The organism is Rudaeicoccus suwonensis (assembly GCF_007829035.1).
GTDB classification, from domain to species: domain Bacteria; phylum Actinomycetota; class Actinomycetes; order Actinomycetales; family Dermatophilaceae; genus Rudaeicoccus; species Rudaeicoccus suwonensis.
In genome coordinates, this window is sequence record NZ_VIVQ01000001.1 from 1384494 (window position 1) to 1398993 (window position 14500).

General features: G+C 67.2%; 15 protein-coding genes. 6 read left to right on the plus strand and 9 right to left on the minus strand.

Annotated features, from left to right (window positions below):
* Positions 1–11 precede the first annotated feature (11 nt).
* The 5 genes from recN (at position 12) to BKA23_RS06400 (ending at position 5658) form a co-directional block, all read left to right on the plus strand.
* Positions 12–1706: a DNA repair protein RecN gene (gene recN, locus BKA23_RS06380; RefSeq protein ID WP_145226529.1), complete on the plus strand. Its 1695-nt coding sequence runs from the start codon at positions 12–14 to the stop codon at positions 1704–1706.
* Between the two features lie 80 nt (positions 1707–1786).
* Entirely contained in the window at positions 1787–3472 is a 1686-nt protein-coding gene (locus BKA23_RS06385) for a CTP synthase (RefSeq protein WP_145226531.1), read from the plus strand.
* Between the two features lie 7 nt (positions 3473–3479).
* On the plus strand, positions 3480–4139 hold the full coding sequence (locus BKA23_RS06390; protein WP_145226534.1) for an NUDIX domain-containing protein: 660 nt from the start codon (positions 3480–3482) through the stop codon (positions 4137–4139).
* A complete protein-coding gene (locus BKA23_RS06395; protein WP_145226536.1) occupies positions 4136–5290 on the plus strand; it encodes an aminotransferase class I/II-fold pyridoxal phosphate-dependent enzyme in 1155 nt (384 codons plus the stop codon). Before BKA23_RS06390 ends, BKA23_RS06395 begins: the two co-directional genes overlap by 4 nt.
* A gap of 65 nt (positions 5291–5355) precedes the next feature.
* Positions 5356–5658, plus strand: a complete 303-nt coding sequence (locus BKA23_RS06400; protein WP_211841606.1) for a hypothetical protein — start codon at positions 5356–5358, stop codon at positions 5656–5658.
* 42 nt (positions 5659–5700) lie between these two features.
* On the opposite strand, the gene BKA23_RS06405 is transcribed toward BKA23_RS06400, so the two are convergent.
* Complete coding sequence (locus tag BKA23_RS06405; protein ID WP_246104489.1) at positions 5701–6585, minus strand: patatin-like phospholipase family protein; 885 nt, start codon at positions 6583–6585, stop codon at positions 5701–5703.
* Between the two features lie 18 nt (positions 6586–6603).
* Positions 6604–8019, minus strand: a complete 1416-nt coding sequence (gene argG / locus BKA23_RS06410) for an argininosuccinate synthase (RefSeq protein ID WP_145226542.1) — start codon at positions 8017–8019, stop codon at positions 6604–6606.
* Positions 8020–8076: 57 nt separating this feature from the next.
* On the opposite strand from argG, the gene BKA23_RS06415 reads away from it, so the two are divergent.
* Complete coding sequence (locus BKA23_RS06415; RefSeq protein WP_246104490.1) at positions 8077–8451, plus strand: YchJ family protein; 375 nt, start codon at positions 8077–8079, stop codon at positions 8449–8451.
* Positions 8452–8484: 33 nt separating this feature from the next.
* Here BKA23_RS06415 and BKA23_RS06420 read toward each other — a convergent pair whose 3' ends face one another.
* From BKA23_RS06420 to BKA23_RS06450, 7 genes are read right to left on the minus strand one after another with little or no spacing between them, the layout of a single operon-like run.
* Positions 8485–9336, minus strand: coding sequence for a MurR/RpiR family transcriptional regulator (locus BKA23_RS06420; protein ID WP_170226393.1), 852 nt, complete (start codon positions 9334–9336; stop codon positions 8485–8487).
* Positions 9333–10214, minus strand: coding sequence for a metallophosphoesterase (locus BKA23_RS06425; RefSeq protein ID WP_145226547.1), 882 nt, complete (start codon positions 10212–10214; stop codon positions 9333–9335). Before BKA23_RS06425 ends, BKA23_RS06420 begins: the two co-directional genes overlap by 4 nt.
* Complete coding sequence (gene phnE, locus BKA23_RS06430) at positions 10214–11086, minus strand: phosphonate ABC transporter, permease protein PhnE (RefSeq protein ID WP_145226549.1); 873 nt, start codon at positions 11084–11086, stop codon at positions 10214–10216. Before phnE (BKA23_RS06430) ends, BKA23_RS06425 begins: the two co-directional genes overlap by 1 nt.
* The gene (phnE, locus tag BKA23_RS06435; RefSeq protein ID WP_145226551.1) at positions 11083–11886 is read right to left on the minus strand and encodes a phosphonate ABC transporter, permease protein PhnE; all 804 of its coding nucleotides are present in this window, start codon (positions 11884–11886) and stop codon (positions 11083–11085) included. Before phnE (BKA23_RS06435) ends, phnE (BKA23_RS06430) begins: the two co-directional genes overlap by 4 nt.
* Positions 11883–12704, minus strand: a complete 822-nt coding sequence (gene phnC, locus BKA23_RS06440) for a phosphonate ABC transporter ATP-binding protein (RefSeq protein WP_145226553.1) — start codon at positions 12702–12704, stop codon at positions 11883–11885. The genes phnE (BKA23_RS06435) and phnC overlap by 4 nt, the downstream gene beginning before the upstream one ends.
* 1 nt (position 12705) lies before the next feature.
* Positions 12706–13737 carry a phosphate/phosphite/phosphonate ABC transporter substrate-binding protein gene (phnD, locus tag BKA23_RS06445; protein WP_145226555.1) on the minus strand — a complete coding sequence of 344 codons (1032 nt, stop codon included), beginning with the start codon at positions 13735–13737 and terminating at the stop codon, positions 12706–12708.
* A gap of 1 nt (position 13738) precedes the next feature.
* Positions 13739–14440, minus strand: a complete 702-nt coding sequence (locus BKA23_RS06450; protein ID WP_145226557.1) for an HAD family hydrolase — start codon at positions 14438–14440, stop codon at positions 13739–13741.
* Between the last annotated feature and the right edge of the window lie 60 nt (positions 14441–14500).

Genomic DNA, 14500 nt, shown 5'->3' on the forward strand with positions numbered 1-14500 from the left:
ACGCTGGCGGCGTGCTGCGCGAACTTCGAATTCAAGGCCTGGGCGTCATCGATGATGCCTTGCTGGAGCTGTCGTCGGGGCTGAACGTCGTCACCGGTGAGACCGGGGCGGGTAAGACGATGGTGGTCCAGGGTCTCGGCCTGCTGTTCGGTGGCCGATCCGACGCGGCGCTGGTGCGCTCCACCGCCGACCGAGCCGCCGTCGAAGGCCTGCTGGAGCTGCCGTCGGAGCATCCGGCGTTAATCCGGGCGCTCGACGCCGGCGCCGACGTCGACAATGGCGATCTCATCCTGGCCCGAACTGTCGCCGGGTCCGGTCGCTCCCGCGCTCATGTCGGCGGCCGAAGCGTGCCGGTCGGAGTGCTCGCCGAACTCGGTGAGCACCTTGTCGCGGTGCACGGACAGGCAGACCAGTGGCGGCTGCAACGTCCTGAGCAGCACCGCGTGATGCTGGACGACTTCGGTGGCCGACCCGTCGCGACAGCACGGACGAGCTACTCCGTCGCGTATGACGCGTGGACAGCCGCTCGTGCCGAACTCGCGTTGCTCACCGACCACGCCCGTGAGCGGGCCCAACGGCTGGAGATGCTCACCGCGGCGCTGGAGACCATCGAACGCGTCGATCCGCAGTCCGGCGAGGATGACGACCTCGCAGCCGAGGCGCAACGGCTGATCCATGCCGACGGCCTCCGCGAGGGCGCTCAGGTGGCGCATGATGCCATCGTCGGGAACGAAGATTTGCCAGACGGCGCGTATGTCGGAGAACTCCTGGCGCGTGCCCGGCATGCTCTCTCGTCGGTGGTCGAACACGACGACGCGCTCGCTGCGATCGACGCGCGGCTGCGCGAACTCACGATCCTGGTTGCGGACGTGGGTGCCGACCTTGCGTCATACCTGGCAGATCTGGACGTCGACCCGGGGCGGCTGGAGCACGTGCAGCAGCGGCGGGCCGAGCTGACCGGCCTGCTACGCACGTATGGCGAGAGCATCGAGGACGTCCTGCAGTGGAGCCGTGCCGCGGCGGCCGAATCCGCCGAACTCGCGGGTTCGGACGACCGCATCCAACTGCTGACCACGCAAGTGGGCGAACTCGACGCTGCCGTCGCCACAGCGGCGGCCGCCCTCACCAAGGCCAGGACGGCCGCGGCGCGCAAGCTGGAGAAGGCTGTCACGGGCGAACTCGCCTATCTGGCAATGGGTTCGGCGAGTCCGAAGGTGCAGGTCACCACCGATCCGGGGCATCGGACACCACATGGCGTCGACGAGGTCGAGATCCTGCTCGCCGCCAATGCCGGCGCCCCGGCGCGTACCGTCGCCAAGGCGGCCTCCGGTGGAGAGTTGTCGCGCGTCATGCTCGCGCTGGAGGTCGTCAGTTCCTCCGGTGGCGTGCCGACCTTCGTCTTCGACGAGGTCGATGCCGGGGTGGGCGGCGCCGCCGCACTCGACATCGGCGCACGCCTGCGGGCGCTGGCCCAGAACGCCCAGGTGATCGTCGTGACCCACCTGGCGCAGGTCGCAGCGTATGCCGACCGTCACCTTGTCGTGCACAAATCCAGCGACGGCCACATCACCGCCAGTGGCGTCAGCGCCGTCGAGGACGAAGCTCGGCTGAGCGAGCTGGCGCGCATGCTGGGCGGCAACGACAGCGCGACAGCCCGGGAACACGCGCGGGAGCTTCTACAGGATGCACAACGAAAAACGTTGTGAGACAACGGCATTCGACATACGTGAGGATTGACGTCGGCGAACGGCGACACGGCGGCCCCGGTGACGTAGACTGAGAGCCCGTGGTGGAGCAGACGAAACATATCTTCGTGACCGGAGGCGTTGCCTCTTCGCTCGGCAAGGGGCTGTCGGCCTCGAGCCTCGGACATCTGCTCCGCGCGCGTGGCCTGCGCGTGACGATGCAGAAGCTGGATCCTTACATCAATGTCGATCCGGGCACCATGAACCCGTTCCAGCATGGTGAGGTCTTCGTGACCGAGGACGGCGCCGAAACAGACCTCGACATCGGTCACTACGAGCGTTTCCTCGACGTCAACCTCGCCGGCGACGCCAACGCGACGACCGGCAAGGTCTACAGCGAGGTCATCGCCAAGGAGCGCCGGGGGGAGTACCTCGGCGACACGGTGCAGGTGATCCCGCACATCACTAACGAGATCAAGGCGCAGATGCGCGCTCAGGCTGCACCCGATGTCGACCTGATCATCACCGAGATCGGTGGCACCGTCGGTGACATCGAGTCGCTGCCCTTTCTCGAGGCGGCACGCCAGGTGCGCCAGGACGTCGGGCGGGACAACGTGTTCTTCCTGCACGTGTCGCTCGTGCCCTATCTCGCACCCAGCGGTGAGCTGAAGACCAAGCCGACCCAGCACTCGGTCGCTGCCTTGCGCCAGGTCGGCATCCAGCCGGATTTCCTTGTGCTGCGCGCAGATCGAGAGATTCCCGAGAGCATCAAGCGCAAGATCTCGCTGATGTGCGACGTCGAGACCGAGGCGTGCGCTGCGGCAGTCGACGCGCCGAGCATCTACGACATCCCCAAGGTGCTGCACGCCGAAGGCCTCGACGCCTACGTCATCCGGCGTCTCGGACTGCCCTTCCGTGACGTCGACTGGCATTCCTGGGACGAACTCCTCGAGCGCGTGCACCACCCCGAGCACGAGGTCGAAGTGGCGCTGGTCGGCAAGTACATCGACCTGCCGGACGCCTATCTGTCGGTGACCGAAGCGCTGCGATCCGGCGGTTTCCACCACGATGCGCGGGCCAAGATCCGCTGGGTCGCCAGCGACACCTGCGCGACTCCGGCCGGTGCGGCCAAGGCACTCGACGGCGTCGACGCGATTCTGGTGCCCGGTGGTTTCGGCGTGCGAGGCATCGAGGGCAAGCTCGGCGCACTGCGCTGGGCGCGCGAGCGGCAGGTGCCGACGCTGGGCATCTGCCTCGGCCTGCAGTGCATGGTGATCGAGCACGCGCGCAATGTCGCGGGCATCGAGGGTGCGTCGTCGACCGAGTTCGACCCCGACACGCCGGCTCCGGTGATTGCGACGATGGAAGAGCAGAAGGCCTTCGTCGACGGTGCCGGTGACCTGGGCGGCACGATGCGACTGGGGGCCTACCCGGCGAAGCTCGCCGACGGTTCCGTCGTTGCCGGCGCGTATGGCGCGACCGACGTCTCAGAACGGCATCGCCACCGGTACGAGGTCAACAACTCCTACCGCGCCCAGTTGGAGGCAGCGGGTCTGGTGTTTTCGGGCCTGTCGCCGGACGGCGGGCTCGTCGAGTTCGTCGAGCTGCCGGCGGAGGTGCACCCGTATTACGTTGCGACACAGGCCCATCCGGAGTTCCTGTCGCGGCCGAACCGTGCGCACCCGTTGTTCGCCGGCTTGATCGGTGCGGCGATCGACCAGCAGCGCGCCGCGCGACTGGTCGAGGTCGAACGCCCTCGGGCGGTCGAAGCCGTTGCGGCGCAATGACGTTCGCATGAGCGGAACGCACCCGGTGCTGCCTGCCGACATCGCCGACCGGCTCGCGCCCCAGCACGTCACGTCGTCACAGCTGGCCTACCACGGCCGTGTCTGGGACGTCGTGACCGACGATGTCGATCTCGGCGAGGCGGGGCACGTGACGCGCGACTACGTGCGGCATACCGGAGCAGTCGCCGTACTCGCGTTGCGCGGTGAACCCGGCGCCGAAGAGGTGGTGTTGATCCAGCAGTACCGTCACCCGGTCGGGACCTTCGACTGGGAGATCCCGGCGGGCCTGCTCGACATCGCGGGGGAGGATCCGCGCGATGCTGCCGCTCGCGAGTTGCGCGAGGAGGCCGACCTCGACGCTCACGAGTGGCACGTGCTGCTGGACCTGTTCACCTCACCCGGTGCCTCGTCGGAGAACCTGCGGGTCTTTCTGGCACGCGACGTGTTCCCGGCGACGGCGGACGGATTCGACCGGGAGGGCGAGGAGGCTGACATGCCGACCGGCTGGATCAGCCTGGACGATGCAGTCACCGCTGCGCTGGAGGGCCGCCTGCACAATGGCATCGCGGTCGCGTCAGTTCTCGCGGGATCCGTTGCACGTCAACAGAACTGGTCTTCGCTTCGACCAGCCGACGTTCCGTGGCCCGAGCACCCGGCATACCGATGACACCGTCTGCCCGCAGCGTCGTTCCGCCCTTCCACGTCATGGAGGTTTTGCGGGCTGCCGCTGTGCGCCAGCGGTCGCACGGAGACATGATCCTGCTGTGCGTCGGTCAGCCGTCGACCCCTGCGCCACGGCCCGTGCTCGACGCGGTCCACGAGGCGGTTGATGCAGAACAGCTGGGCTACACCGAGGGCAACGGCATACCGGCCTTGCGAGAGACGATCGCCCGGCACTACGAGGCGACATACAGCGTGACGATTGATCCGGACGAGGTTGTCGTCAGCAGCGGTTCATCCGGAGGATTCAGCACGTTGTTGCTGACGGCCTTCGATGCGGGGGACCGGATCGTGATGGCGCGGCCGGGCTATCCGGCATACCGAAACACCCTGCACGCGCTCGGTCTGGACGTCGTGGAGATCCAGTGCGGCGAGCGGACGCGCTTCCAGCCCACTGTCGGCCAACTCGAGGAACTCGTCGCCAGCGACGGCCCGGTCGCCGGGCTCATCATCGCCAGCCCCGCCAATCCGACCGGCACGATCATCGATCCCGATGAGCTTGCGGCGCTTGCGGATTGGTGCAGGCAGCACAACGTGCTGCTCATCTCCGACGAGATCTACCACGGCATCTCCTACGGCCGCCCGACGCACACCGCGTGGGAGTTCTCGCGGGATGCTGTGGTGCTCGGGTCGCTCAGCAAGTTCTGGTCGATGACCGGATGGCGGGTCGGCTGGAATCTGCTGCCGGAGCACCTGCGCCGGCCGTTCGACGTCCTGCAGACCAACCTGTCGATCTGCGCACCAGCCGTCTCGCAACATGGTGCGGTCGCAGCGTTCTCGCCCGAGGCGACAGCGCAACTCCAGCGCCACGTCGAGCGCTATGCCGTCAATCGGCAGGTGCTGCTCGACCGGCTCCCGGCCCTGGGGATCACCTCCTTCGCACCACCGGACGGCGCGTTCTATGCCTACTGCGACATCTCGCACCTGACGTCCGATTCGGTGGCGTGGTGCGCGGATCTGCTCGAGGCGACGGGCGTGGCGCTCGCGCCTGGCATCGACTTCGACCCGGTCGACGGGGGACGTTTCGTCCGGCTGAGTTTCTGCGGGGACACCGCCGCACTGCACGAAGGGCTCGATCGGATTCAGGCGTACGTATGACGGGCCCTTCTGTCCCGGACGTACCGCAGACTGAACACCCCGAGATCGTATGTATCTGCGGATCAATGAGATTCGCCGCTCAGATGAACGCGGTGGAACTGGAACTAAGCATCGCCGGCGCCGTCGTCCTGGCGCCGACGGCCATCGCACCGGCTGAGGAGGGCACGACAGCTGTTGTTCTGACGGCGGACGAACGCGCCGCGCTCGGAAAGCTTCACCGGCGCAAGATCGACCTGGCCGATCGCGTTCTGGTCGTCAACCCCGGTGGGTATGTCGGTGAGTCGGTTCGCGCAGAGATCACATATGCACGCCAGGTGGGCAAGCCGGTTGCCTTCATCGACGCGGATTCGGTGCCGACCGGTTCATAAGTTTGCCGATCCGCAGGTGTGGCAGCCTGCGGACGGACCGGATCAGCTGGTGGCTGAGTTGTCGATGCCTAGAAATTCGCGAATGGCGGGCAACTCGCGAACGGCCTGCTCGTAACCGTCCTGGAAGGTCCGCTCGAGCACATCCAGCCGGCGTTCACCGTTCGACACCAATGCGTGTTCGGGAGTGAATAGGTATGCGTGGCCGGACTTTTCGAGTTCAAGCAACTCATCGCGGGTCGCGTTGTAGCGGTCGGCGCGGGTGCGCATCGCCTCCGCGACGGCGGGGTACTTGCGGAAGTATGTGCGTAGCGCCCGTTCGTGGCCTTGCGGAGCTTTGACGAAGCCTCGCGGCTGGGTCAGCAGCACGAGGAAGCGCTCGAAACCGTCGGCCTGGGCGGCATCCAGTGGCACACCACCGGAGGACCCGATGGCACCGTCGAGGTACTGATGGCCGTCGATCCGGACCGCAGGCATGAGCACCGGCATCGACGACGACGCCTGCACCCGTACGAACACATCGTGCATCGTCGGCATGTCTTCCCGTCCCCAGTAGACGGTGCGGCCGTCGGTGGCGTCGAAAGCACCGATCCGCCACTGATCGGTCGACTCCGACCACCGTTGCCAGTTGAAAGGCACTGCGGCTCCTGGCAGTCCGGACTCGGTGTAGATGTACTTCGAGTTGAAGAAGCCATTCCCTCGCGCGAAGCTTCGCCAGCCACCGAACTTCGGGTCCTGCGCGAACGTGGTGAAGCACGCCTTCGCGCGCCAGGCGTCCTGGGTCAGGTAGTTGGACGCATTCGTCGAGCCTGCGGAGATGCTGCTCACCCACGACACCCGGATGCCCGCCTCGATGAGCGCGACCACCGCGCCGGCCGTATGGGTGCCGCGCATCGCACCGCCTTCGATCACCAAGGCGGTGTCGGTCACCACATGCGTAGCCAACGGTCAGTCGACGCCGAAGTCGATGGCTGCGCGGTCGAGCGCCTCGTCCTCGTCGGACACTGCCGGATTCGCCGAGATCGACGCAGCACCACCGGGTTTCAGCTCACCGACGAGGTCGGTCTCACGCTCGGGCAGTGCACCCAGACCGGCATACAGTTCGAGCTTGGCGCGGGTGTCTGCGATGTCGAGATTGCGCATCGTCAACTGACCGATGCGGTCCGTAGGGCCGAACGCCGCATCCGCGGTGCGTTCCATCGACAACTTGTCGGGGTGATAGCTCAGCGCATCGCCGCGGGTGTCGATGATCGAGTAGTCGTCGCCACGGCGCAGTCGCAGCGTCACCTCGCCGGTCACGGCGGAGGCGACCCAGCGCAACAGACCCTCGCGGATCATCAGCGACTGCGGGTCGAACCAACGGCCTTCGTACAGCAGGCGGCCGAGACGACGGCCCTCGTTGTGGTACTGCGCGATGGTGTCCTCGTTGTGGATCGCGTTCACCAGACGCTCGTAGGCCGCGAAGATCAGCGCCATGCCCGGCGCCTCGTAGATGCCCCGGGACTTCGCCTCGATGATGCGGTTCTCGATCTGGTCGGACATGCCCAGGCCGTGACGTCCGCCGATCCTGTTGGCGAGCTGGAACAGCTCGACCACGTCGTCGTAAGACGAACCGTTGATCGCGACGGGACGGCCCCGCTCGAATCGCACTGTCACGTCTTCGGTTTCGATCGCGACCGCGGGATCCCAATAGGCGACGCCCATGATCGGCTCGACGATCTCGAGCGAGGTGTCGAGGTGCTCGAGTCGCTTGGCCTCGTGTGTGGCGCCGAGGATGTTGGCGTCGGTGGAGTAGGCCTTCTCGGTGGAGTCGCGATAGGGCAGATCACGCGCGACCAGCCACTGCGACATCTCGTGGCGGCCACCGAGTTCGTCGACGAAGGCGGCATCCAGCCACGGCTTGTAGATCCGCAGACCGGGGTTGGCCAGCAGGCCGTAGCGATAGAACCGCTCAATGTCGTTGCCCTTGTAGGTCGACCCGTCGCCCCAGATCGAGACGCCGTCCTCCTGCATCGCGCGCACCAGCAGGGTGCCGGTCACCGCGCGGCCGAGGGGAGTGGTGTTGAAGTAGATGCGCCCGCCACTGCGGATGTGGAACGCGCCGCACGCGACGGCAGCCAGACCTTCTTCGACCAGCTGGCGTTTGCAGTCGACCAGGCGCGACAACTCTGCGCCATACTGCCCGGCACGGCCGGGGACCGAGTCGATGTCGGGCTCGTCATACTGCCCGAGGTCGGCGGTGTAGGTGCACGGGACGGCACCCTTCTCGCGCATCCAGGCAACGGCGACCGAGGTGTCCAGGCCGCCGGAGAAGGCGATGCCGACACGTTCGCCGACGGGAATGGAATTCAGGACTTTCGACACAGCGATCAAGCCTACGGTCCGGGCGCCGTCGCGTGCGCTCCGGTCTAGCGTATGGACGTGACCGACGATGACATCTGCCCTTGCGACACCGGCCGCAGCTTCGATCAGTGTTGCGGGCCGCTGCTGGCCAGCGAGCGTCTGGCGGACACCGCGGTGGAACTGATGCGTTCGCGCTACACGGCCTATGTCTACGGCAACCGCGAACACCTGTGGCGGACGTGGCATCCCACGACGCGTCCGGCCGAGGTGACCCTCGGCCCCGACACCACGTGGATCTCGTTGCACATCAACCGGATCGAGGCTGGGACCGAGTCCGACTCGCACGGGTTCGTCGACTTCACGGCAACGTATGCCGGGGGCCGTCTGCACGAGCGCTCGCGCTTCGAACGTCGGGCTGGTCGGTGGTTCTACCTCGACGGTCAGGACGCCTGACCGTCGCTGAGGGTCGTCCGCGCCGCTCGCGCCTCACTCCTCGATGTAACGGGACACGACATCGACCGAGTGTGCCTTCGCGGCCTGCCCGGAGTCGCCCAGACGGTCTGCCACAGCGGTCAGCAGGCCCTCCAGCAGGATCGTCTGCGGGATGCGGCTGGTCACGACGATCTCGTCGCGGAAGGACAGCTCCGGCATACCGGTGACCAGGGTGACGTCGGCGAGCTCGACCAGCGGCGAGTGACTGAACGCGGTCAGCACGACCACCCGTGCGCTTGCGTCACGCGCAGCCCGCGCGATCGTCAGGGACAGGCGATTGCTGCCGGAGCCGGAGACGATGAGCACGACGTCGTCACTGCTGAGGGCGGACACTGCGATGTGCTCGCCGATGATGTCGGGGAAGCGCTCGGAGACGCGCCCGGAGTCGTTGAGGCGGGCGGTCGCATCGGCCGCCAGCGGCGCGGAGAAGCCATGCCCGACGACGATGAGGCGGCGGGCAGTCGCCAACAGCTCAACGGCAGCGTCCACCGCCTCATCGGTGAGCAGGGCGATCATGGCGTCCACCGATGCGGCCACATGACGGAAGGTCGCAGCGACGGTGGCGCGTGGGCCATCCGCAGGGTCGGCAGGTATGGCGGTGCTGGTTGCGGTCGCCACACCCTCGCGGGCGAGCAGCACCCGCAGCTGTTGGTAACCGCTCAGACCCAGCGACTGGCAGGTGCGGACCACCGTCGGGCGTGAGACCCCGGCGAGTTCGGCCACCTGGGCACTCGACAACTCGATGATGTCGTCGGCGCGGTCCAGGATCACCTGGGCGACCGCGCGCTCGGCGCCGCCCAGCGACGGCGCTTGCGCTCGCAATCGGGCGAGCAGGTGCTCACTCATGGTGCCGGGTCCTTCCATCGCTCCAGCCAATCGGCCGGTCCGCTGCCCGCAGCGATGCGTTGCATGAGGTCGTCGGACAACGCGTTCGCGGGTCCGTCGGAGCCTGCCTGGATCGCCATGACGTCGACACTCTCGTCGCGGACGGTGACCACCTGCGCGCCCCAGATCGGGCGGGTGACGTGAGCCGGGTAGCCCGCGCTCGGGTCGACGACGTTGGCCACGCCGGGTGCCACGTGCACCGGCACGCCGCCGAAGGACGACGACAACTGGTGGTGATAGTGCCCGGCAAGTATGACGCGCACGAGTCCCGTCGCCAGAAGTGGTTGCAACGCCCCCGGATTCACCAGTTCCAGCACATGCGTGATGCGACTGGCGGAGGGCACGGGCGGGTGGTGCAAGGTCAGCACCACGGGTGCTCCGGCAGCGACGACCGCTCCGGCGAGGACGCGGACTCGTGCCTCGTCCAGTTGCCCGTAATCACGGCCGGGCACCTGTGTGTCGAGCACGGCGAAGGTGTGCCCGGTGATCGAGGCGAGTGCATCGACCGGTGCATCCGCGGCCTGCACCACACCGCCGACGCCGTCGCCGAGCACAGCGGTGAAACCGGCCCGGTCGTCGTGATTACCGACGACGTAGACCGGGGTCGCACCGTGTGCGGCTGCGAACCCGCCGACCTGCGCCGACAGGAACTCGTAGGAATCGCGAGAACCGTCGTCGGAGCAGTCACCCGAGACGACCACTGCGTCCAGGGAGCCGATGCCCTGCAGGTGCGCCAGCGCCGACGCCAGGTGGGCGCGGGTGTCCGTGGTGCCCAGGTGCAGCTCGCCCGAACGCAGGATGTGCGTGTCGGAAAGGTGCAGGATCCGCAGCCGTGTCATCACACGCTCTTGGGTGTGAGCGACCTGCGGCGCTTGCCGTAGCCGACCCACGCCCAGCGGCCGGTGATCAGCCGCTGACGCAGCGTCCCGGAGATCTGGTCGATGATCATCGTGACGATGACCACCACGATCAGCAGCATGCCGACGACGTTCCAGTTCTGATACTGGATGTTGTCGCTCAGCATCTTGCCGATACCGCCGGCGCCGATCAGGCCGAGGATGGCTGACGAGCGGACCGAGATCTCGAAGCGGTAGAGCCAGAACGCGAGTACCTCGGACTGCGCCTGCGGCCACAGGCCCCACCGGACGATCGCGAAGCGCGACCCACCGGTTGAACGGGCAGCCTCCATGGGACCGGGTGCAACCGACTCGAACGACTCATAGCCCCACTTGCCCAGCGTGCCGATCGAGCCGATGCCGAGGGCGAGGGCGCCGGTCCAGGCGGTCAGACCGGTGACCGACAGGATCAGGATCGCGATGACGACCTCGGGCACCGCCCGGAAGACCGCCAGGATCAGCCGCACGGGCAGGCGCACCCACACCGGCACGACGTTGGCCGCCGCGAGGAAGGACAGTGGGAACGACACCAGCACACCGAGGATGGCGCCGATCCAGGCCATCTGGACGCTCAGGACCGTTGCTGAGAAGGCCGCGGAGGTCTGCGACCAGGCCGGTGGCCCGAACATCAGATGGATGTAGTGGAACAGGCTGGGGAAGAAGTCGGACAACTCCGACCAGTCCACGTTCACCCGCCAGAAGCAGATGAGCACGATCACCACGAGCAGTGCCCACCCGAGTTTGATCGGCAGGCGGCCCGGCTTCGCCGGGCGTGTGGCGGTCGCTGCACCGGGTGCGAGGGACGGGGCGCTCATCGCGCCAGTCGCTTCCGCAGGGTGGAGGAGCCGGCCTCCACGAGGAGCACCAGCACGAGGATCTCCAAGATGATCAGCGACAGGTAGTGGTAGTGGTAGAACGTTCGCACGTTGTCGATCAGCACACCGAGGCCTCCGGCGCCGACCAGCCCGATCACCGTCGAAGCGCGGATGTTGACCTCGAAGGTGTAGAGCACGTGGGAGGCGTAGCTCGGCGCGACCGCCGGCAGCATGCTGGCGCGGTCGGCCGCGAACCACGTGCCACCGGCTGCCAGTGCCGCCTCCTGCGGGCCGCGGTCGAGGCCGTCCAGTGCTTCGGACACCAGCTTCACCACGATGCCGATGTTGAAGAAGATCAGCGCGATGATGCCGGACAGTGCGCCGGTGCCGACGACCGCGACGAAGATCGCGGCATACAACAGGTCGGGGATCGCGCGGATGAGGTTGTTGACGAACCGTATGACGGCCAGCAGGCCCCTCGACGGATTGGTTGCGCGGGACGCGAGGAAGGCCAGCGGCAGCGAGACCGCCGAGCCGATCGCGGTCGCGATGACCGCCATCATTAGCGTCTCCTCGATGGCTGTGAGCGTCTGCGAGAAGAAGCCGTAGTCCGGTTGCATCAACTGCACCAGGGTGCCCGAGGCGTTGCCGAAGTTTTCCCAGATGGCGGGTATGTCGACCTGCACCCCGCGCCCCGACCAGACCGTGATCGCAATGAGCACGATCGCCACGATCCACACGCCGGCTCCACGCCTGGGCTTCGGCGGCCGCGCCGTCACCCGGGTGTCCCCGGCGGTCACGCCGTGTCCAGGTTCGGAGTCGCGTCCAGCACATCCTCGTTGGTGAGCGAACGGCCGTAGATGGATTCGAAGACCGCCTCGTCGGCGTCCGCGCCGGTGCCGTCGAAGACGACCTCACCGGCACGCAAGCCGAGTAGCCGGTCCGAGTATTTTCGGGCCAGATCCAGGAAGTGCAGGTTGGTGATCACCGTGACACCCAGGTCGCCGTTGATCCGACGCAGATGCTCCATCACGACGTGGGAGGTGGGCGGGTCAAGGGAGGCCACCGGTTCGTCGGCCAGGATGATCGTCGGCTTCTGTGCCAGTGCCCGGGCGATGCCGACGCGCTGTTGCTGTCCACCGGAGAGCTCCGAGGCGCGCGAGTAAGCCTTCTGCACGATCTCGACGCGTTCCAACGCCTCCATCGCAAGCTCGACGTCGTCCTTACGCCAGGCGCCGAGAAGCGTGCGCCACCAAGGGCTTTCGTACAACCGCCCCATGAGCACGTTGTTCAGCACCGTCGTGCGTCCGGCCAGATTGAAGCCCTGGAAGACCATCCCGACGTCGGAGCGGATCGCGCGCAACTGCCGCCCGTTCGCCCGCGTCACGTTGCGGCCGCCGACGGTGAGCGTGCCTTCGGTGGCCGGCACCAGCCCGTTGATGGTGCGCACGAGGGTCGACTTCCCGGCCCCGGAGAGCCCGACCACGCCGACCATCTGTCCGGCGGGGATCGTCAGGGACACCTCACGCAGGCCGTGGAAGCCGTTCGGATAGGCGACACCGACGCCGTCGAAGACGATCTCGGAGTCCGGCCCGGAGCCGGGAGGTCGACCGCTCACGTCAGTTCACACCGATCGAGTTGGCGACCTGCTGGGTCTGGTCCAGCGCCGAGGCGTTCGCCGGAGCCAGACCGGTGATCTGGTAGATCGCGTTGAGCGCGTTCTTGCCGGCGGGCGTCGCGGCATACGCCAGCAGCGCGTCCTTGATCTTGGTCTGCCACGCCGGGCTCAGCTTGCTCGACAGCGACACGCCGTCGTTGGGGATCTCGTTGGTCAGGGCGAAGACCACGACCTTCTGGCCGACGTTCGGGTCGCTCTTGACCACGACGGTGCGGGCGTCCCAGTACGACGCGCCCACCTGCGAGTCACCGTTGTAGACCGACTGGATCGCGGCGTCGTTGGCGGTGACCTGGGTGACTTTGAGGTCGCTCAGCGAGATCCCGGCGGCCTTCAGCGCGGCAACCGGAAAGATGTAGCCCGCGGGGGAGGCGGGCTGCAGCAGGGTGATGCTGGCGCCCTTGACCTTGGACAGCGAACTCAACCCGGCGGGTCCGTTGCCGGACTGGGTGCCATTGCAGTAGAGCATCCCGTTGGCGCCCTTGACCGGCGTCGTCGTGCAGAACTTGTTCGGGTCGTTGGTGAAGAACTGCGCGGCATAGGTCGATTTGCCGGCGCGTACCGACTGCAGCGACGGGACCGCGCCATACCGCTGGCAGGCCTGCGACATCTGCAGCGAGGGGAGCATGCCAATCTGCGCCTGGTTGGCACCGATCGCCTCGACAGCGGCCTGGTAGTCCTCGGTGATGACGCCCTTGACCGGGATCCCCAGACTCTTGGTGAGCGCGTCGGTCAGCGGCTTGACCGTTTGGACGAGCTGGTTGGCGTTGCCGGAGGGAACCAGCGCCAACGTCAGTGACTTCGGCGCCGAGGCGGATGCCGTGGAGGTGCCCGCGCATGCGCCACCGCCTGAGCTGGAGCCGGACGGCGACCCGCCGGCGGAGTTGCCGCCGGCACTGGAGGCGCCGCAGCCGGCGAGGGCGAACGCCGAGGCCGCGGCGAGTGCCGCTGCGCCGACGAGAGAGCGATGAGCCATGTCAGTTTCCTTCGAGATGGGCGGAGGTGAGCCACTCCGCGAGAGCGGGGTAGAGATCGGGGAAGCTCGGCGCCGTCCAGGTGGGCGCCAGCGGCAGGTCCGCGGAACCGAAACGGTCGATGAAGGCCGTCGCGACGCCATACGGAATGAGTGGCGCGATGTCGTTGCGATAGACATCGCCCACGGAGACGGCGGCGGTGGCCGGTCGCTCTCCGAGGATCTGGGGGAGGGTCGCCGTCCAGCCGTCGGGCTTGCCGACGGAGGAGATCACGCGATCCAGCTCTGAGGTCAGACCCAGTCGGGTCAGCACCTCGGCGACACCCTCGATGGGCGCATTGGTGACCAGCACCCGTTCGGCGACGCCGTTGAGCGAACTGAGGAACAAGCGCAAACCGATGGGGAGGTACACCTCGACCTCGCCGGCTTGTAGTCGTCTGCGGGACTCGGTGTATGCCGCATCGAGGGTGGGCCGCTTGAGCAGGCCCGCGGTCAGCTCCTGCACCGCAAGGTAGCCGTCCGCCCACCGAGGACCGACCGCGCCGCTGAGGTACTCGTCGAGTTCCTTACGTATGCCGCGCGCCGTCGCGTCGTCGAGGTCCTTCAGAGCCGCGTCGGCATACGCCAGCACCGGCCCGTCGCCGAGGCAGACCGTGCCGTCGAAGTCCAGCAGGAGTACAGGCAGCTGCGCAGGTGTCGTCAACATCGCGGACAGACTAGCCGCGCTGTGAACGCAACGTCCACAAAAAAATGCATCTCGAAACGA